The sequence below is a fragment of the Aeromicrobium senzhongii genome (assembly GCF_014334735.1).
GTDB lineage: Bacteria > Actinomycetota > Actinomycetes > Propionibacteriales > Nocardioidaceae > Aeromicrobium > Aeromicrobium senzhongii.
In genome coordinates, this window is the sequence record NZ_CP060587.1 from 560,821 (window position 1) to 578,344 (window position 17,524).

At 70.4% G+C, this 17,524-nt stretch carries 17 protein-coding genes; 12 read left to right on the plus strand and 5 right to left on the minus strand.

All coding sequences use genetic code 11. From position 1 onward, the window contains the following. Positions 1-80 precede the first annotated feature (80 nt). From H9L21_RS02835 to H9L21_RS02860, 6 genes are all read left to right on the plus strand, one after another. Positions 81-839 carry an ABC transporter ATP-binding protein gene (locus H9L21_RS02835; RefSeq protein WP_154595771.1) on the plus strand — a complete coding sequence of 253 codons (759 nt, stop codon included), beginning with the start codon at positions 81-83 and terminating at the stop codon, positions 837-839. Further along, entirely contained in the window at positions 836-1,549 is a 714-nt protein-coding gene (locus H9L21_RS02840; protein WP_154595770.1) for an ABC transporter ATP-binding protein, read from the plus strand. Before H9L21_RS02835 ends, H9L21_RS02840 begins: the two co-directional genes overlap by 4 nt. 9 nt (positions 1,550-1,558) lie before the next feature. Next, a complete protein-coding gene (locus tag H9L21_RS02845; protein ID WP_154595769.1) occupies positions 1,559-2,458 on the plus strand; it encodes a branched-chain amino acid ABC transporter permease in 900 nt (299 codons plus the stop codon). Continuing rightward, the gene (locus H9L21_RS02850; protein ID WP_187411734.1) at positions 2,455-3,567 is read left to right on the plus strand and encodes a branched-chain amino acid ABC transporter permease; all 1,113 of its coding nucleotides are present in this window, start codon (positions 2,455-2,457) and stop codon (positions 3,565-3,567) included. Before H9L21_RS02845 ends, H9L21_RS02850 begins: the two co-directional genes overlap by 4 nt. Further along, entirely contained in the window at positions 3,564-4,844 is a 1,281-nt protein-coding gene (locus tag H9L21_RS02855; RefSeq protein WP_154595768.1) for an ABC transporter substrate-binding protein, read from the plus strand. Before H9L21_RS02850 ends, H9L21_RS02855 begins: the two co-directional genes overlap by 4 nt. A gap of 166 nt (positions 4,845-5,010) precedes the next feature. Then, positions 5,011-5,976, plus strand: a complete 966-nt coding sequence (locus tag H9L21_RS02860) for an SDR family NAD(P)-dependent oxidoreductase (RefSeq protein ID WP_154595767.1) — start codon at positions 5,011-5,013, stop codon at positions 5,974-5,976. 67 nt (positions 5,977-6,043) lie between these two features. On the opposite strand, the gene H9L21_RS02865 is transcribed toward H9L21_RS02860, so the two are convergent. Together H9L21_RS02865 and H9L21_RS02870 are read right to left on the minus strand one after the other, a co-directional pair. After that, on the minus strand, positions 6,044-6,430 hold the full coding sequence (locus H9L21_RS02865) for a nuclear transport factor 2 family protein (RefSeq protein ID WP_154595766.1): 387 nt from the start codon (positions 6,428-6,430) through the stop codon (positions 6,044-6,046). Positions 6,431-6,438: 8 nt separating this feature from the next. Beyond that, positions 6,439-8,160, minus strand: a complete 1,722-nt coding sequence (locus H9L21_RS02870) for a class I adenylate-forming enzyme family protein (RefSeq protein ID WP_154595765.1) — start codon at positions 8,158-8,160, stop codon at positions 6,439-6,441. 87 nt (positions 8,161-8,247) lie between these two features. On the opposite strand from H9L21_RS02870, the gene H9L21_RS02875 reads away from it, so the two are divergent. Together H9L21_RS02875 and H9L21_RS02880 are read left to right on the plus strand one after the other, a co-directional pair. Beyond that, entirely contained in the window at positions 8,248-9,018 is a 771-nt protein-coding gene (locus tag H9L21_RS02875) for an SDR family oxidoreductase (RefSeq protein ID WP_154595764.1), read from the plus strand. Beyond that, positions 9,015-10,607, plus strand: coding sequence for a long-chain-fatty-acid--CoA ligase (locus H9L21_RS02880; RefSeq protein WP_187411735.1), 1,593 nt, complete (start codon positions 9,015-9,017; stop codon positions 10,605-10,607). The genes H9L21_RS02875 and H9L21_RS02880 overlap by 4 nt, the downstream gene beginning before the upstream one ends. Positions 10,608-10,689: 82 nt before the next feature. Here the strand turns inward: H9L21_RS02880 and H9L21_RS02885 are convergent, their stop codons facing one another. The 3 genes from H9L21_RS02885 to H9L21_RS02895 are packed head-to-tail and all read right to left on the minus strand — an operon-like array spanning position 10,690 to position 13,930. Further along, positions 10,690-11,412: a VOC family protein gene (locus H9L21_RS02885; protein WP_154595763.1), complete on the minus strand. Its 723-nt coding sequence runs from the start codon at positions 11,410-11,412 to the stop codon at positions 10,690-10,692. Continuing rightward, the gene (locus tag H9L21_RS02890; RefSeq protein ID WP_154595762.1) at positions 11,409-12,968 is read right to left on the minus strand and encodes a long-chain-fatty-acid--CoA ligase; all 1,560 of its coding nucleotides are present in this window, start codon (positions 12,966-12,968) and stop codon (positions 11,409-11,411) included. Before H9L21_RS02890 ends, H9L21_RS02885 begins: the two co-directional genes overlap by 4 nt. Continuing rightward, positions 12,965-13,930 carry a winged helix-turn-helix transcriptional regulator gene (locus tag H9L21_RS02895; protein ID WP_154595761.1) on the minus strand — a complete coding sequence of 322 codons (966 nt, stop codon included), beginning with the start codon at positions 13,928-13,930 and terminating at the stop codon, positions 12,965-12,967. The genes H9L21_RS02890 and H9L21_RS02895 overlap by 4 nt, the downstream gene beginning before the upstream one ends. 104 nt (positions 13,931-14,034) lie before the next feature. On the opposite strand from H9L21_RS02895, the gene H9L21_RS02900 reads away from it, so the two are divergent. From H9L21_RS02900 to H9L21_RS02915, 4 genes are read left to right on the plus strand one after another with little or no spacing between them, the layout of a single operon-like run. Further along, the gene (locus tag H9L21_RS02900) at positions 14,035-14,943 is read left to right on the plus strand and encodes an SDR family NAD(P)-dependent oxidoreductase (protein WP_154595760.1); all 909 of its coding nucleotides are present in this window, start codon (positions 14,035-14,037) and stop codon (positions 14,941-14,943) included. A gap of 12 nt (positions 14,944-14,955) precedes the next feature. Further along, a complete protein-coding gene (locus H9L21_RS02905) occupies positions 14,956-15,786 on the plus strand; it encodes a DUF1295 domain-containing protein (protein ID WP_154595759.1) in 831 nt (276 codons plus the stop codon). Further along, positions 15,783-16,637: an acyl-CoA thioesterase gene (locus H9L21_RS02910; RefSeq protein WP_255467209.1), complete on the plus strand. Its 855-nt coding sequence runs from the start codon at positions 15,783-15,785 to the stop codon at positions 16,635-16,637. The genes H9L21_RS02905 and H9L21_RS02910 overlap by 4 nt, the downstream gene beginning before the upstream one ends. Continuing rightward, positions 16,627-17,472: a thioesterase family protein gene (locus tag H9L21_RS02915; RefSeq protein ID WP_154595758.1), complete on the plus strand. Its 846-nt coding sequence runs from the start codon at positions 16,627-16,629 to the stop codon at positions 17,470-17,472. The genes H9L21_RS02910 and H9L21_RS02915 overlap by 11 nt, the downstream gene beginning before the upstream one ends. The last annotated feature ends 52 nt before the right edge of the window (positions 17,473-17,524 follow it).

Here is a 17,524-nt window from a genome sequence, read left to right on the forward strand (position 1 = left end):
GTACACATTGGCAGAGTGACTCCAGTCACAGATTCAGGCCCAATGAGTCTCCCCTCTACTTCGTTAGCGAAAGGCTCCTGATGCTTCACGTTTCGGACGTTGTTCTCCGCTTCGGTGGGGTGACCGCGCTCGACCGGGTGGGGTTCGAGGTGGCCGACGGTGAGATCTGCGGACTCATCGGGCCGAACGGGGCCGGCAAGACCTCCCTGTTCAACTGCGTCACCCGCGTCTACCAGCCCGACGAGGGCACGATTCGCTACGGCGAGGTCGACCTGCTGGGTCTGCGCCGCCACCAGGTGATCCGTGCCGGCGTCGCCCGCACCTTCCAGAACCTCGCCCTGTGGCCCGAGATGACCGTCCTGCAGAACACGGTCCTGGGCGCCCACGGCACCCGGACGCCGCACCTGCTGCCGTCGCTGGTCGGCTGGCCCGGCTCGCGCCGCGTCACGCGTGAGATCGAGCGCGACGCCTGGGCCCTGCTCGAGCGGCTCGACCTGACCGAGTTCGCCCACCAGCCCGCGGCCGGCCTGCCCTTCGGCACGCTCAAGCGTGTCGAGCTGGCCCGCGCCCTGATCAGCCGTCCGTCCCTGTTGTTGCTCGACGAGCCGGCCGGTGGACTCACGCACTCCGAGGTCGCCGACCTCGGCACCCTCATCCGCTCCCTGCGCGACGAGCTGGGCTTCAGTGTCCTGCTGGTCGAACACCACATGGGCCTGGTCATGGGCGTGTGCGACCACGTCGTCGCCATGGACTTCGGCCGCACGATCGCCGACGGCCTCCCCGCGGAGGTCCAGCGTCACCCCGAAGTCATCGCCGCCTACCTGGGGAGGTCCGCATGACCGCGCTGCTGGAGGCCACCGGCCTCACCGCCGGATACGGCGGAGCCACCGTGCTGCGCGACGTGTCCGTGCACGTCGAGCCCCTTGAGGCCGTCGTCGTGCTGGGCGCCAACGGCGCCGGCAAGTCGACACTGCTCAGCGTGCTCTCGGGTCAGCTGCCCTTCGAAGGCTCGCTCAAGATCGACGGCAAGGAGCTCGGCAAGATCCGTCCCGACACGGTCCTGGCCGCAGGGGTCAGCCTCGTGCCGCAGGGCCGCGGCACCCTGACCGCGATGTCCGTGCTGGACAACCTGCGCGTCGGCGCGGTCACGCGTCGCGACAAGGCCGGAGTCGAGGAGGACATCGAGCGCTGGTTCTCGGTCTTCCCCCGGCTGGCCGAGCGCAGCGACCAGGTCGCCGGCACTCTGTCCGGCGGAGAGCAGCAGATGCTCGCCATCGCCCGCGCGCTGATGAGCCGTCCGCGGCTGCTGATGTGCGACGAGGTCAGCCTCGGCCTGGCACCGGTGATCGTGCAGAACCTGTTCGACACCCTGCGCGGCATCAACCGCGAATCGGGCACCGCCCTTCTCATGGTCGAGCAGAACGCCGAGCTCGCCCTCGACATCGCCTCGCGCGTCTACCTGCTCGAGGTGGGTGAGGTCAGCGCCAGCGGAACGGCCGAGGCCTTCCGCGCCGACGACAGCATCCGTGCTGCCTACCTGGGCTACTGAGGAGCATCCATGGACATCTTGCTTTCCCGCGTCTTCGCCGGCGCCACCAACGGCTCGGTCTACATCCTGATCGCGCTGTGCCTGGTCATCGTCTTCCGCAGCTCGTCGACCATCAACTTCGCCCAGGGTGAGTTTGCCCTCTTCACCGCCTACATCACGTGGTGGCTGACCGAGCGGGGCCTGAACCCGTGGGTCGCCATCATCCCGGCGATCATCATCGGCTTCCTCATGGGCGCCGCCGCCGAGCGCTGGCTCATCCGGCCGGTCGCCAAACGCGACGAGACGGCGGTGCTCATCGTGGCGCTGGCCCTCTTCACCGGGCTCAACGGCCTCGACGGCTGGATCTGGGGCTCGGACGACAAGCCCTTCCCCCGCATGCTGCCCAGCGGTGAGAACGACTTCGTCCTGATCGCCGGAGCGCGGCTCTACTACGACTCGATCGTGATCTGGGCGATCACCGCGGCGATCGTCTTCGGCCTCTACCTGTTCTTCAAGTACACGACCATGGGCCTGCAGATGCGGGCCGTGGCGACCAACCGGCAGTCCGCCGCCCTCTCGGGCGTCAAGGTCGGCCGGGTGCTCACCCTCTCGTGGGGCCTGTCGAGCGCGATCGGCGCGTTCGCCGGAGCCCTGCTGATCCCGCTGGTCCCGCCGGGCCAGCTCGGCCTGAACGGCATGTTCCACGTCCTGATCTTCGCGACGGCCGCCGCCCTGCTGGGCGGGCTGGACTCCGTGAAGGGCGCCGTCGTGGGCGGTCTGGGGCTGGGCATCGGCCTGGCGCTGGTCAACGGCTACGCGACGTTCCTGGGCGGCTCGATGTCGCTCACCGTCGCCCTGGTCGTGATCGTGGTCATCTTGCTGGTCCGCCCCACCGGTCTGTTCGGGGCCCGACGTCTGGAGCGCGTGTGAACACCCCCCGAGTCATCGAACGTGGCACCCCTACCCACCGCGCCCTGGTGGGTGCCGGCGTGGTGCTCACCGTCGCCGCGGCGCTGTGGCTGGGCGGCTTGGCGCCGTTCGAGATCGGCCAGGTCACCCGGGTCATGATCTTCGCGGTCGCCATCGCCGGCCTGAATCTGGCGACGGGCTACGTCGGCCTGCTGTCGGTCGGTCACTCGGCCTTCTTCGGCATCGGTGCCTACACGACCGGCATCCTCATGCTGGAGCACGGCTGGCAGGGCTGGGCGACGATCCCGGTCGCCTTCGCCATCAGCCTGATTGTCGGACTGTTGGTCGGCCTGCCGGCCCTGCGGATCCGCGGTCTCTACCTGGCGATGGTCACGCTGGCCTTCGCCGTCGCCTTCCCCGAGCTGGTCGCCCGGTTCGACGACCTGACCGGTGGCGCGAGCGGCATGACGATCCCCCGGACGGCCATGCGTCCGCCGGAGTGGACCGGGCTGGGTCTGGGTGAGAAGTACGTCTGGCTGTTCTGGCTCTCGGTCATCGTCATGACCCTGTCGTTCTATGTCTGCTGGTGCCTGACCCGCAGCCGCTACGGCATGGCGATGTCGGCCATCCGCCAGAACGAGATCGCCGCGTCGGCCTCGGGCGTCAACATCGCCGTGGTCAAGACCGCGAGCTTCGGCCTGTCGGGGGCGATCACCGGCGCCGCGGGCTCCCTGTTCGCCCTCTACATGGGCAGCCTCTACGCCGAGGGGTCGTTCACTCTGATGGCCGGCATCACGCTGCTGATCGGCCTGGTCATCGGCGGCGAGCGGACCGTGCTCGGCCCGATTGCCGGCGCCTTGGCCGTCGTCTACGTCCCGTACTACACGGCCGACATCGGCAGCGGTCAGTCGTCCGCGGTCCTGTTCGCGGTCGTCCTGTTGTTCGTCATTTTCGTCGCGCCGGCCGGAGTCGTCGGCTCGCTGGCCAACCTGGTCAGGCGGCGCGTCGTCTTCCGGGACCCGCGCCCAGAACTCGCCACCGGGGAGGCGTCCGCGGTGCCCGCAACGGCCCCGCACCCCGAGCATCCGCTCGACAGCACCACCACCACCATCGAAAGGTCCCGTTCATGACCGCATCCACCACCATGCGCCGGTTCCGCCGCGCCGCGGTGATCCCGGCCGCCGTGCTCGCGAGCTTCACGCTCGTCGCCTGCGGCTCGAGCAGCGACGACTCCGACTCCGGCTCCTCCGGCGGCTTCCAGCTCAACCTGGACGACTGCGAGGATCCGGACGCGGTCTCCAAGAAGATCACCGACACGATCGCCGTCGGCTACAGCGCTCCGCTGTCGGGCCCGATCGCCGGTGCGGCCGAGCTCGCCACCGCGGGCTACAACGCGCGCATCGAGGCGGCCAACGCCGAGGGTGGCATCGACGGCGTGAAGATCGAGGTGACCTACAAGGACGACGCGTTCGCCCCCGACAAGGCGAAGGCCAACGCGACCGAGTTCCTGCAGAAGGACAAGGTCGACCTCGTCACGACGTTCGGCGCCGGCCAGGTCGCCGCCATCGCCGACGACCAGAACGCGGCCTGTGTGCCGATGCTCTACCCGAGCTCGAGCGACGTGCGGTTCAACGACATCGAGGCGTACCCCTGGACGCTGCAGTTCCTGCCGTCGGCCGACGTCGAGACGAAGTTCATCATCGACTTCATGAAGTCCAAGGTCGACGACATCAAGCTCGGCATCGCCGAGAACGCGACCGCCAGTGGCGCGGCCATGGCTGAGTCGTTCAAGAAGTCGGCTGAGGCCGCGGACCTGAAGATCGAGGCCGAGACCGAGGACACCGATCCCTCGGCCGCCGCGACGAAGCTCAAGGCCGCCGGCGTCAACGTGCTCTACCACGGTGGCGTCACGGGCACCTGCGGCGTCCTGGACACCGCCATGGCGCGTGTCGACTTCAAGCCCGAGCTCGTGGTGAAGGCCAGCAACTGCGCCAACGCCGCCGAGTACATCACCGCCGGCAAGGCCGCCGACGGTGCTGTGGTGCCGAAGTACCTCAAGGAGCCGGCCGATCCCGAGATGACCGACGACGAGGGCATCAAGCAGTACCTGTCGCAGGTCAGCGACGTCGCCGACCCGAACAACACGATCACCGTGAGCGGCTGGCTCGCGGGCGACCTGCTGGTCAACACGCTCAAGCAGGCGGCCGCATCCGAGGACGGCCTGACCCGCGAGAGCATCATGAAGGCCGCGCGCGACCAGGACTACGCGTCCCCGGTCCTGCTCGACGGCGTCACCTGGAAGAGCACGGCGGAGCGCTCGGGCGGCGTCAGCGGCTTCGGCCCGTTCGCCTGGTCGCACGCCGACAAGCGGTTCGTGTCGGCCGGAGACGTCCTCGACGTCGACTGATCCATGCCTCACGCGAAGGGCCCGGTCCACCGACCGGGCCCTTCGTCGTGCCCGGACGGGGGTGGACATGAGTGACTTGCCTATCCGTATCAAATTGCTTGAGAGTTGATACGTCGATTGATTCTGGGCATTCTCGCGGAGACAGAGTCACTGTTAAAATGAAAGTATGAACGATGCAGACGTGATCGACGCCGAAGTTGCGGCCGACGACACCATCAGTTTCAGCCGGCACGGGTACGAACGGCGCCGCCCTACGTGGGACGACACGGACATGGCGGACGTCGCGGGGCGGACCGTCGTCGTTTCGGGTGGCACGGCCGGCGTGGGCCTGGGCGCCTCGACGAGCCTGGCGGCTCTCGGCGCCCACGTCGTGATGCTCGGCCGCAATCCCGACCGCGGCGCCGCGGCCGTCCAGGAGGTCACCGCGGCCACCGGGAACAGGGACGTCGAGTGGGTGCCGCTGGATCTCGCCTCGCTGAGCTCCGTGCGCGCCACCGCGGCCACGCTCCTACAGCGCTACCCCCGGATCCACGCGCTGGTCAACAACGCCGGCGGCATGTGGGACACCTGGGAGACCTCGGTCGACGGGATCGAGATGAGCTGGGCCACCAACGTCGTCGGCCCGTACCTGCTGACCGAGCTGCTGCTGGACCGGCTCGCGGAGTCGGCCCCTGCGCGCATCATCGAGATGACGTCCGGTGGCGCCTACAGCCAGCGGTTGACGCTGGGCGAGCTGCGCGGCGAGGAGGACGCCTTCGATCCGAAGGCCACCTACTCGCGGACGAAGCGCGCCCAGATCGTGCTGACGGAGCTGCGTGCCGCCGAGCTGGCCGACCGCGGGATCGTCGCCCACGTGACGCACCCGGGCTGGACGGACTCGCCCGGACTGCGCGAGTCCGGCGCGATGCAGGGCTTCATCCGGCGGTTCGAGTCGGACTTCCGCACGCCCGAGCAGGGCGCCGACACCGCCGTGTGGCTGACCAGCGCCCGCGAGCCCGGCCGGAGCTCCGGACTGTTCTGGCACGATCGTCGCCCCCGCGAGACGCACCGCACCGAGGCCACCCGCGAGACCGACGAGGACCGTCGCGAGCTCGTCGAGCTGTTGCGCCGCACTTGCGGCCTGTCCGCCTGACCCTGCGGAAAGACACCACCGCCCCGACCCTGAGTGGGTCGGGGCGGCGGCGTTTCCGGGGGGCGGCTCAGCTGCTGAACCGCAGCGCCTCGGCCGAGTCGATGTACTCGTCGAGACGCGTGATGAGCCCGTCCTCACCGACGGTGACGACGACACAGGCATGCAGCTGGACCGGCTCGCCGCTGCGCACGTTGATGCCGCGCAGGACGTGTTGCTGGACCACTCCACCGTCGAACACCTGGATCCGGCGGTCGGTGTACTCGCGGTCCGTGACGCGCTCGGAGATCCGGCGCAGCACCTTCGCGTTCTGCTCGACCGTCTGCTCGACGCCGTCGTTGTTGTGCCAGATGACGGCGTCGGGTGCGTAGACGTTGAACAGGTCGGCCGGGTCGCCGGCCTGGGCGGCCGCGATGATGCGGTCGAGCAGCTGGACGTAGGGGTGGCGATCGTTCATGGTCCTCCTCAGATCTGGGCGGTGCGGCGCAGCTCGCGCTTGAGCACCTTGCCGACGGGGTTGCGGGGCAGCTCGTCGCGGATCTCGAGCCGCTCGGGCAGCTTGTAGGAGGCGATCTTCGACTCACGCAGGAACTCGATGAGCTCCTCAAGGGTCAGGGACGCACCCGGGTTGAGCGTGACGACCGCGGCGACGCGCTCGCCCATCTGCTCGTCCGGATCGCCGACGACCGCGACGTCCGCCACGGCCGGGTGCTCGCCGATGAGGGCCTCCATCTCGGCCGGCGCGATGTTCATGCCGCCCCGGATGACGAGGTCCTTCCCGCGATCGAGGTAGCGCAGGAACTGGTTCTGGTCACCGGCGATCTCGAAGATGTCGCCGGTCTTCAGCATCCCCTCCTCGTCGAACGGGTTCGCGCGCGTCTCGGGGTTGAGGTAGCCGGCGAAGACCGTCGGGCCGCCGATGCGCAACTCGCCGGGCACGCCCGGCTCGGTGACCTCCTCGCCCGTGATCGGGTCGACCAGGCGCAGCTGGACCCACTCCGAGACGGCCGAGGACCACGTGACGCCCGGTGCGCCGTAGCGCGGGAAGAACTGCGCGCGGTCGTCCGCTTCGGGGAAGTCCTCGAGGCTCGACAGCAGCGCGATGCCCTCGTTGGAGCCGAAGAAGTTGATGACGCCGATGCCGAGCTTCTCCTGCCAGCCGCGCACCATGACGGGCTGCAGCGGCGCTGAGCCCGAGCCGATGCGGGTCAGGCTCGACAGGTCGATCTGGCTCAGCAGGGCGTCGTTGTGCAGGAGCATCCACAGCAGTGCCGGCGGCGCGACGGTGTAGGTCGCCCGCTCGCCGGCGATCTGGCCCAGGAAGGTCTTGAGGTCGAACGGGTGGTGCTGCACCAGCACGCCGCCCGTGCGCAGCCACGGCAGGAACATGCCGTTGATGCCAGCCATGTTGACCATCGGGAAGGGGTTGAGCAGGACGTCGTCGGCCGTGACCTTCGGGGCGTCGAGGGTCGCCGTGCTGATCGCGATCCACTCCAGGTGTGCGCGGGGCACGCCCTTCGGCTCGCTCTCGGTGCCCGAGGTCCAGCAAATCGTCGCGCAGTCGTTCGCGTCGTTCGGGTCGGCGGCACGGCGCTCGGCGACGCGGGCCCGCTGCTCGTCGGTCGCGACGGCGGGCGACCAGCCCATGACCTGGTCCGAGAGTCCCTCGAGCTCGGTCGCGTCGCTGAACGCGATGACGGTCTCCAGGGTCGGGACGCGCTCGCTCAGGGCGGCGGCCTCCTCGGCCGGCCGGCGGCCCGCGAAGGCGGGCGAGCCGATGAACGCACGGAAGCCGGCCTGGTTCGCCATGCCCACGATCTCGTGCTCTCGGTACTGCATGGGAAGCGGCGAGACGACGATGCCCAGCAGCCACGCGCCGAGGTAGACCTCGGCCAGCTCGATCGTGTTGGGCAGCTGCACGCCGACCACGTCGCCGCGCTGGAGGCCCAACTCGTCGAGGCGTGCCGCGACCGTTTGGACCTCGGCGTCCAGTTCGGCCCACGTGAGCCGTCGCGGAGCCGATCCGAGCAGGTCGGAGCGGTTCGCGGGGTCGACGATCGCGAGTCGGTCGGGCCGCTCGCGCACCTGCTGCAGGTAGAAGTCGTCGAGCGTCTCGTCGGTCCACCACCCCTTCGACTGGAACTCCCGGACCTTCGCCTGCGGATGCAAGCCCCGTGCGATCGACATGGCCTCTCCTCGTGACACTTCAATTGACAGTGTGATACAGATTACTACAATAAACGTAGTCAGTCGACAAGGGAAGAGGTGGGGTCCATGAGCGCCGGACGTCGTACGCCGGTCACCGGCAGCACCGTCGTCGTGACGGGAGCCAATCGCGGGATCGGATTGGCATTCGTCCAGGAGGCTCTTGCCGCCGGAGCGGCGAAGGTCTACGCCGGGGTGCGCGACGTCGGCGACGTCACGGACGAGCTGGTCGCCACGGGCGCCGAGATAGTCGCGCTCGACGTGGTCGACCGCGCCCAGGTGCAGGCCGCGGCCCGCACCTGCTCCGACGCCACCGTGCTGATCAACAACGCCGGACTCTTCACGGGGAACCGCCTCGTCCAGGCTGACGACCCCGACGCCGCCCGCCGCGAGATGGAGGTCAATTACTTCGGCCCGCTCGAGACGACGCGCGCGTTCGCGCCGGTGATCTCGGCCAACGGCGGCGGCGCGATCGTCAACGTGCTGTCGGTCGCGGCCATCGCGCCGACCGCGTTCATGGGCGGCTACTCGACCTCGAAGGCCGCCGCGCTGTACCTCGGCGGCATCGCGCGGGCCGAACTCGAGCCGATGGACGTCGGTGTGACGTCGCTGATCGTCGGCTCCGTCGAGACCCGCATGGCCGCGCACGTCGACGGCCAGAAGGAGGATCCGCGCGACGTCGCCCGGATCGGCCTCAAGGCGATGTCTCGCGGCGACTGGACCTGCGACACCGATCGCATGGCCATCGACTCGCGCGCTCGCATGGCGCGCGACCCCATCCGCTACGAGCGCGGCCTGGGCAAGCTGCTGTTCGTCGACCAGCTGGTCACCAAGCCGTGAGCACGCTCGCGGCCGGCCTGGAGACGCACGGGGACGGCTCGCCGTTCGTGCGGCTCGAGGACGTCGTGCGCCGGAGCGCGGCGCACGACCCCGAGGGCACCGCCCTGATCGAGCCCGGCCGGCGCGTGACGTTCGCCGAGCTCGACGCGTCGAGCAACCGGTTCGCCCGGGCCCTGCTCGCCGACGGCGTGCAGCCGGGGGACCGGGTCTGCCACATCGGCGAGAACAGCGCCGCCTTCTTCGACGTGCTCTACGGCGCGGGCAAGGCCGGCGCGATCCCCGTGCCGATGAACTTCCGGCTCGCGCCGCCCGAGGTGCTGCACATCGTGGAGGATGTCCAGCCCCGCGTGGTCGTCCTCGGCGCCGGCATGGAGCACCACGGCGCCGCGATCGCGGCCGTGCCGGGTGTCGCCCGCGTCGTCACCGTCGAGCCCGCCGACGGGCTGACAGACCTGTCCACCTGGACCTCGGAGCAGCCTGCCACGGACCCGGGCATCGCCCGCGACCCCGAGGACACGGCCGTGATGTTCTACACGTCGGGCACGACGGGCCGGCCCAAGGGCATCGAGCTCACGGGCGTGAACGTCAGCTCGTCGCTGGCCTGCCCGCTGTCGCTCGTGCGGTTCGACCGGGCCTCGGTCGCGCTGGCGCCGGTGCCGTTCTTCCACGTCACGGGCTTCGGACTGGCCCTCATGGCGAACCTCAAGGGCTCGGCCCTGCTGATGATCAACCCGCAGGGTCCGGCCGACCTGCTGCGCGTGTTCCAGGAGTACCGGGTCAGCCACGGCGTGCTGGTCCCTACCGTCATCCAGTTCATGCTGGACCTGCCCGAGTCCCGCACCGGCGACTGGTCCGCGCTGCGCTGCCTCATGTACGGCGGCGCGCCCATGCCCGAGTCGGTCCTGCGCGACGCGACCGACGTCTTCGGCTGTGACTTCATCCAGGGCTACGGCCTCACCGAGTCGACCGGCGGCGTCGCCTTCCTGGCGCCGGAGGACCACCGCACCACCCCCGAGACGGTGCACCGGCTGCGGTCGGTGGGCCGCGTGCGCGGCGGCAACGAACTCCGTGTGATCGACCCGAGGACTGGGGCCGACCAGCCGCCCGGCGAGCGCGGCGAGGTCCTCGTCCGCGGCGGCAACATCATGAAGCGCTACTGGAACCGACCTGAGGAGACGGCGGCGGCGATCGACGCCGACGGCTGGCTGCACACCGGCGACGGCGGCTCCCTCGACGCGGACGGCTATCTCTACCTGCACGACCGGCTCAAGGACATGATCGTCAGTGGCGGCGAGAACGTGTACCCGGCCGAGGTCGAGAGCGTGCTCACGGCCCATCCGGGCGTCGCCCAGGTCGCCGTCATCGGCGTGCCCTCCGACCGGTGGGGCGAGTCGCCCATGGCGATCGTCGTCCGGTCGAGCGGACCCGAGGGAGCCGCGCTCGACGCGGCGGCGGTGATCGGCTGGGCCCGCGAGCGGCTCGCGCACTACAAGTGCCCGGTCGACGTGGCGTTCGTCGACGCCCTGCCCCTCAATGCCAGCGGCAAGCTGCTGAAGGCGCGGCTGCGCGAGGAGTTCGCCGGCTCCTGAGGCGACCGGACGTCGGGGTTCCCCTCCCGGCGACGCGACAGGGGCGGGACCGTCACCGGCCCCGCCCCTGTTCGTCGTGCTCTCAGGCGTGCTGCACGCGGAAGGTGACCCGCCCGAAGTCGATCTCGTCGGGAAGGTCCTGCCCCGCCGCGGTCGCGACGACGTCGATGGCGCTGAGCCGTGCGACGTCGTCCTTGACGAAGCGCACCGTGCGCTCGCCCAGCCGGATGAGGGGCACGTCGTCCCACTCGTCGACCTCGACTCCCAGCACGGCGGCCCAGAGCTCGGCGCGGGCGACCGGGTCGGCCGTGGCGACGTCCATCCCCACCACGTCCTGGATCAGCGGCTCGGCGGGCGTCGCGAAGTCGACGTCGTCCCAGTGCCACGCCTGCGGGTCGGGGATCTCGTCGAGCTCGACGAGCAGACCCATGTCGGCGGGGTGGAACTGGATGATGCGCTTGCCGTGGACGTCCAGGTCGACCGCGATCCGGACACCGGCCGTCTCGGCCGCCGCCAGGTGCGGCGTCAGGTCGCTCACCTGGATCGAGGCGCAGTAGCCGGCGGTGCCGCCGACCTTCGCGAGCCAGCCGTTGATGGGGGCCTTCTCGTTCAGCGGGGCGACCAGCTCGAGGTAGGCGACGTCGCCCACGGGCAGCGTCTCGTCGGCCATGCCGACGTCCTCCAGCATCGGATCGGTGTATCCGGGGGCCAGCCCGAAGAGGGTGCGCAGCCGGTCGCCGTCACCGGCGAAGTCGGCGGTCCCGAGCGCGATCTGGCGCAGGATGGGGAAGGGGGACGTGGTCATCCGATTGTCCTTTCGGCAGCGGCCCAGTGGGGGGCGCGCAGCTCTCGCTTGAGGATCTTCCCCGAGGGGTTCCGGGGGAGCATCTCGATCACCTCGACCGAGGTGGGGCACTTGTAGTGGGCCAGGCGCTCACGGCAGAAAGCGATGATCTCCTCGGCCGTGACGGACTCGCCCTGGTGCGTCACCACGACGGCGTGCGGCGTCTCGCCCCAGCGCTCGGAGGGGATGCCGATGACGGCGACCTCCTGCACGGCCGGGTGCGCCATGAGCGCGTTCTCGACCTCGGCCGGGTACACGTTCTCGCCGCCCGAGACGATCATGTCCTTGAGTCGGTCCTTGAGGAACAGGTAGCCGTCCTCGTCCAGGTAGCCGGCGTCGCCGGTGCGGAACCAGTCGCCGTCGAAGTAGGAGGCCTCCGTCGCGTCGGGCCGGCGCCAGTACGAGCGGGTCACCATCGGGCCGCGGACGATGATCTCGCCGACCTCGCCGGTGGGCAGGTCCTTGCCCTCCCCGTCGACGACGCGGACCTCGACGCCGGGCACCGCGCGACCCGCGGACTGCAGCTTGCTGTCGGCGCCCGTGACGTGGTCCTCGGGACGCAGGATCGTGGTGACGCCGATGGTCTCGGTCAGGCCGTAGCTCTGCGAGAGCTTCGCGTCGAAGATCTTCTGCGTGCCGAGCATGACCGTCTCGGAGATCGGGGAGCCGCCGTAGACCAGGTGCTGCACGCTCGAGTAGTCGGCGGCGGCGGCCTGCGGGTTGGCGATGACCATCGCCATGACCGTCGGGACCATGATCACGTGGGTCGCGCGGTGCGCCACCAGGAGGCCGATCATGCTCTGCGGCGTGACCTCGGTGAACTGGACGATCCGCCCGCCGTGGGCCAGCGAGATGAGCGACCATCCGCCGGCGGCGATGTGGTAGTACGGCGTCGGCACGAGGCTGACCGTGTCCGGCCCGACCTCGAACTGCGCGGCGAAGGCGGCGACCGCGGCGAGCATCGCGTCGCCGGTGGTGGTGACGCCCTTCGGCGTGCCGGTCGTGCCGGAGGAGTACATCAGGGACAGCAGCTCGTCACCGCGCACGTCCTGCTGCGGATCGGTCGTGGACTGCTGTGCGAGCCACGGCTCGTAGCCGACCCAGCCGTCCGGGACGGTGGGCTCTCCCTCCTGGCTGAACACCACGCGCAGGCCGTCGTAGTCGGCGGGCACGAGGTCGGTGAGGTGATCCTCGACCACGAGGACCGAGGGCTCGGCGTCCGACAGGATCCAGGCGATCTCGGGGGCGGACAACCGGAAGTTCAGGGGCACCACGGCGGCGCCGGACTTGGCGGTGCCGAAGAAGAGCTCCCAGAACTCCGTGCCGTTGCGGGCGAGGTAGGCGACCCGGTCGCCGCGCCCGAGGCCGTGGGCCAGGAGGCCCGAGGCGACCTGGTTCGTGCGGGTGTCGATCTCGCCGTACGTGATGGTCCGTCCCTCGCCGACGATCGCGGGCGAGTCGCGGTGCGACCGGCTGCTCGCGCGGAGGAGGTCCGCGACGGTGCGTGCTCCGTTCATGGTGTTCCTTCGGGTGTGGTCCGGTCCTCGATGACCGGGACGATCGTGATGGAGCCGGTGACCAGCGGCTGACGGCACTGGTCGCAGGCGAGGTGGGCCACGAAGTCGTGGCCGCAGGCCGTGTGGGTCTGGACGAGCGCGGGCCCCTCCGGCGAGACGAACCACTTCTGCGCCCACTGCACGGACAGCGCGGTGATGGGGAAGAACGCGCGGCCCTTGTCGGTCAGGTGGTACTCGGGACGTCCGGGGTGGTGCGCGTGCTGGCGGGTCTCGAGGACGCCGAGGGCGCAGAACGAGCGCAGGCGCTCGGCGATGAGGGTGGGGGGCGCGCCGAGCGCGGTCTCGAACTGGCTGAAGCGCACCATGCCGCGGAAGGCCGCCCCGATCAGCGCCGAGGACCACCGGTTCCCGAAGATCTCCAGGGTCTGGGGGTACTGCAGCGAGTTCGGGACCGAGTCGGGTCGACGACGCGTGGAGGAGGCGGGGACCGAGCGCTCCCAGCCGCCGCTGGGGCCCCAGGCCGCGCGGACGTCGCGAGCCTCGACCGGAACGCCGCACGCCCGGCACGTCAGCAGGGGCGCGAACTCGGCGCCGCACGCCTCGTGACGTCGCAGGGGGAGGGCCTCCCCGGCGGGGCCGGTCCAGCTGCGCTCCCACTCCCAGATGGCCAGCATCATCGGCCACAGGGTGCGGCTGCGCGCGGTCGGCAGGTACTCGGCGCGCAGCGGGTTGGTCCGGTAGATGCGCCGCTCGAGCAGGCCGTGCTCGGTCAGTCGGGTGAGCCGGTGGGTCAGCACCGAGTTCGAGATCGGCATGACTTCGCGGAACTCCCCGTAGCGGGTCAGGCCCCGCGACGAGTGACCCAGGATCAGCAGCGACCACTCGTCCCCGAGCAGGCCCAGCATCTGTCCGACGGCGTTCGTCCCGCCCGGTTCGAGCAGCGTGGGTCCCCCGTCGGTCATCGGCCATCCCTCGAAGTCGTGCGGCGTCCCGCGTGGGGACTTGTCATCTGCGTCACACCGTACTACAACTAACGGAGTATCTCTATCAATCGAAGTGAGGATTCATGAGTCGAGCTCTCGACGGCCGGGTCGCCGTCGTCACCGGTGGCGGCAAGGGTCTGGGACGCGCGTTCGCCCTCCATCTGGCCGAGGCCGGAGCCGCGGTCGTGGTGAACAACCGCAACCGCCAGGTCGACGAGAACGGGCTGGGCCCCGCCGACCACGTCGTCGCCGAGATCGTGGCCCGCGGAGGTCGAGCGGTCGCCAACCACGACGACGTCGCCGACCCGGCGATCGGCGACCGGTTGGTCGCGGACGCCCTCGAGCACTTCGGCCGACTCGACATCCTCGTCACCAGCGCCGCCGTCAGCGCCCCGCAGATGGCGCACAAGACGACGGCCGAGAGCTTCCGCCAGGTCATGGACATCAACGTGACCGGCACCGTCCTGCCGGCGGCCGCCGCGATGGCGCACATGCGCCGGGCCGGGTCCGGTCGTGTCGTGCTCATCGCCTCCACCGCCGGCCTGCACGGTGAGACCACCGTGTCGGCGTACGCCGCCAGCAAGGGCGCCGTCATCGCGTTCGGCCGCACGGCCGCCGTCGAGGGCGCCGGCAAGAACGTGCTCACGAACGTCGTCCTGCCCTACGCCACCACCCAGATGACCGAGGCCGGGATGGACCCGCGTCATGCCGACCGCATGCGGTCCGACCTCGTCGCGCCGCTCGTCACCGCCCTGGCCTCCCCGGAGAGCACCATCAACGGCCAGGTCATCGTCGCCGCGGGCTCCGCGTTGCGTGCCGCCGACGCCGTCGAATGGGGCACGGTCGGCTACGACGCCGACCAGCCGATCGAGCCGGCAGTCCTCGAGCAGCTGCTGACGCAGTCGCGTGCGGGCGACCCGCACACCTTCACCCACGCCCAGAACGCCTTCCAGAGCCTCGCCGCGGACCTCGCCGCGAGCTCCCACCCGTAAAGAAGAGGACGCATGTTCGACTACCCCTGGGGCGACTTCGCCCTCAACCTGCTCGTCACCGCCGGTGCCCTGGTCGTGTTCTTCGCGATCGTCATGGCGATCGCGCACCTCGTGAACGACCACTCGATCATCGACATCACGTGGGGCCCGGCGTTCGTCGTCGTCGCCGTCGTGTCGTACCTGATGTCGGCCGGTTCCGACGGCGACGACACCCGCCGCCTCATCGTGCTGGCGCTGACCGCGATCTGGGGCCTCCGCCTCGGCATCTACATCGGCAAGCGCAACATCGGCAAGGGCGAGGACCCGCGCTACACAGCCCTGCTGCGCTCGCGCAAGGGCCGCCCGCTCATCCCGTTCCTGGTCAAGAAGATCTACGGCATGCAGGCCGTGCTGGCCTGGGTCGTGTCGATCCCCGTGCAGTTCGCGGTCTACGTGTCGCGCGGGTTCGACGCCCTCGTCGTGGTGGCCATCGCCATCTGGACCATCGGCTTCCTGTTCGAGGCCGTCGGCGACTGGCAGCTCGCCCGCTTCAAGGCCGATCCGGCGAACGCCGGCAAGATCATGGACCGCGGCCTGTGGGCGTGGACGCGTCACCCCAACTACTTCGGGGACGCGTGCGTGTGGGCCGGACTGTTCCTGCTCACCCTCGGCTCCGCCTGGGGCGTCCTGACGGTGTTCTCGCCGATCCTCATGACGTGGCTGCTGACGACGTTCAGCGGCGCGAAGCTGACGGAGAAGGGCATGCGCCGCAAGCGTGGCCCCGAGTTCGAGGCGTACGTCGCGCGCACCAGCGGCTTCTTCCCGCGGCCGCCGCGGAAGGTGGCGGCAGGACCGAAGTCGTGACGACGTCGGTGGCCGCGCTCGGGTCGATCCTCGACCTGAGCCCGGCCGGCGACGGCGCCTGGATCGGACACGCCGACGGCGTGGCGCTGCCCCAGCTGTACGGCGGCCAGCTCGTGGCGCAGTCGATCATGGCGGCCGGCCACAGCGTGCCCGGCCGGCTCGTCGACTCGCTCCACACGACCTTCCTGCGCCCCGGTCGATCCGACCTCCCGGTCCGGTTCCAGGTCGAGCACCTGCGCGACGGGCGCCAGTTCTCGACCCGCGTGGTCGACGCCGTCCAGGACGACCGGCTCGTGTGCCGCTCGACGATCTCGCTGATGGAGCCCCGCGAGGGGGTGGCGCACTCGCGGCGCCGACCGGTCAGCGCGTCGGTCGAGGACAGCATCGAGCTGCGCGAGCTGGCCGAGGCCGACGGGGGCCTGGGGGAGTACTGGGAGGGGTTCAGCGCGGTCGACGTGCGGGTCTCCCCGGAGTCCGACGAGACGCCCCTGCACTCGGCCGCCCCGGTCCAGAACATCTGGATGCGGGTCGCCGAGGAGCTCGGGGACGACCCGCTGGTCCACCAGGCGGCGATCGGCTACGTCAGCGACCTGATGCTGATGTCGATGGCGGTCGCGCCCCACGGGCACCGGGCCGGCCAGGAACGGAGCCTGGGGGAGCGGTGGAGCGCGGTGTCGCTCGACCACGCCCTGTGGTTCCACCAGCCGGCCCGGGCCGACGAGTGGCTGCTCTTCGAGCACGCCACCCCGACGGCCCACGCGGGCCGGTCGCTGGTCGAGGCGGCCGTGTTCGGGGAACCCGAGTCACAGGTCTGTCACGTCGTGCAGGAGGCTCTGGTCCGTGAGAACTGACATGCTCGGCTTCGAGGGCTGCTACCGACGGATCGATCACCACCGCGACGAGCAGTCGCACGTCTCGGAGGTGTTCATCCCGTCGGCGGCCGCGATCGGGCCGTGGAGCAACGACCATCAGCACGGTGGTCCCGTCGGCGCGCTGCTGACCCGCTCGATGCGGCGGCTGCCGCACGGTGCGCCGGGACGGATCGCCCGGACGACGGTCGAGATCCTCGGCCCGATCGCCATGGCGCCCATCGAGGTCACCGCGCGCGTCGTGCGCCCCGGCCGCAAGGTCGAGCTGCTCTCGGCAGTGGCGCACCAGCGCAGCGAGGCGGGGACGCGACCGGTCGCCCAGGCGTCGGCCTGGTGGTTGCGCACCGACGAGTCGCCCGAGGTCGTGCACTCGCCGGAGCCCCGGCTGGCGGCGCCCACGGACGAGGAGCTGGCACGCGGCGAGGAAGGCGTGCCGGCCAGCTGGCGCCGCGGCTTCGTCGGGTCGCTGCGCTGGGCCGTGCGCACCCGCATCGGCCAGATCGACGGACCGGCGATCGCGTGGGCGTCCATGCCCTACCCGCTGGTCGAGGGGGAGGACGGTGACGACCTCGAGCGCTGCATCGCGATCGCCGACGCGGCCAACGGGGTCGGCTCGCGGTTGAACCCGAAGGACTGGGTGTTCATGAACACCGAGCTCACGGTCCACCTGGCCCAACCCCCGGCCGGGGAGTGGACCGGGATGGTCGCCGAGTCGTGGATCGGCGAGGACGCCGTGGGCATGAGCTCGGCCGTCCTGTCCGACCTCACCGGGCCGGTGGGGCGCGTCGCGCAGAGCCTGCTGCTCGAACGGCTCTGACCCGAGGCGGGGACGACGAAGGGGCCGGAACGATGTTCCGGCCCCTTCGTCA

What these genes read in the sequence shown, in the direction of transcription:
- H9L21_RS02835 (WP_154595771.1), top strand. Translation starts at nt 81, where the DNA reads ATGCTTCACGTTTCGGACGTTGTTCTCCGCTTCGGTGGGGTGACCGCG.
- H9L21_RS02840 (WP_154595770.1), top strand. Translation starts at nt 836, where the DNA reads ATGACCGCGCTGCTGGAGGCCACCGGCCTCACCGCCGGATACGGCGGA.
- H9L21_RS02845 (WP_154595769.1), top strand. Translation starts at nt 1,559, where the DNA reads ATGGACATCTTGCTTTCCCGCGTCTTCGCCGGCGCCACCAACGGCTCG.
- H9L21_RS02855 (WP_154595768.1), top strand. Translation starts at nt 3,564, where the DNA reads ATGACCGCATCCACCACCATGCGCCGGTTCCGCCGCGCCGCGGTGATC.
- H9L21_RS02860 (WP_154595767.1), top strand. Translation starts at nt 5,011, where the DNA reads ATGAACGATGCAGACGTGATCGACGCCGAAGTTGCGGCCGACGACACC.
- H9L21_RS02865 (WP_154595766.1), bottom strand. Translation starts at nt 6,430, where the DNA reads ATGAACGATCGCCACCCCTACGTCCAGCTGCTCGACCGCATCATCGCG.
- H9L21_RS02870 (WP_154595765.1), bottom strand. Translation starts at nt 8,160, where the DNA reads ATGTCGATCGCACGGGGCTTGCATCCGCAGGCGAAGGTCCGGGAGTTC.
- H9L21_RS02875 (WP_154595764.1), top strand. Translation starts at nt 8,248, where the DNA reads ATGAGCGCCGGACGTCGTACGCCGGTCACCGGCAGCACCGTCGTCGTG.
- H9L21_RS02885 (WP_154595763.1), bottom strand. Translation starts at nt 11,412, where the DNA reads ATGACCACGTCCCCCTTCCCCATCCTGCGCCAGATCGCGCTCGGGACC.
- H9L21_RS02890 (WP_154595762.1), bottom strand. Translation starts at nt 12,968, where the DNA reads ATGAACGGAGCACGCACCGTCGCGGACCTCCTCCGCGCGAGCAGCCGG.
- H9L21_RS02895 (WP_154595761.1), bottom strand. Translation starts at nt 13,930, where the DNA reads ATGACCGACGGGGGACCCACGCTGCTCGAACCGGGCGGGACGAACGCC.
- H9L21_RS02900 (WP_154595760.1), top strand. Translation starts at nt 14,035, where the DNA reads ATGAGTCGAGCTCTCGACGGCCGGGTCGCCGTCGTCACCGGTGGCGGC.
- H9L21_RS02905 (WP_154595759.1), top strand. Translation starts at nt 14,956, where the DNA reads ATGTTCGACTACCCCTGGGGCGACTTCGCCCTCAACCTGCTCGTCACC.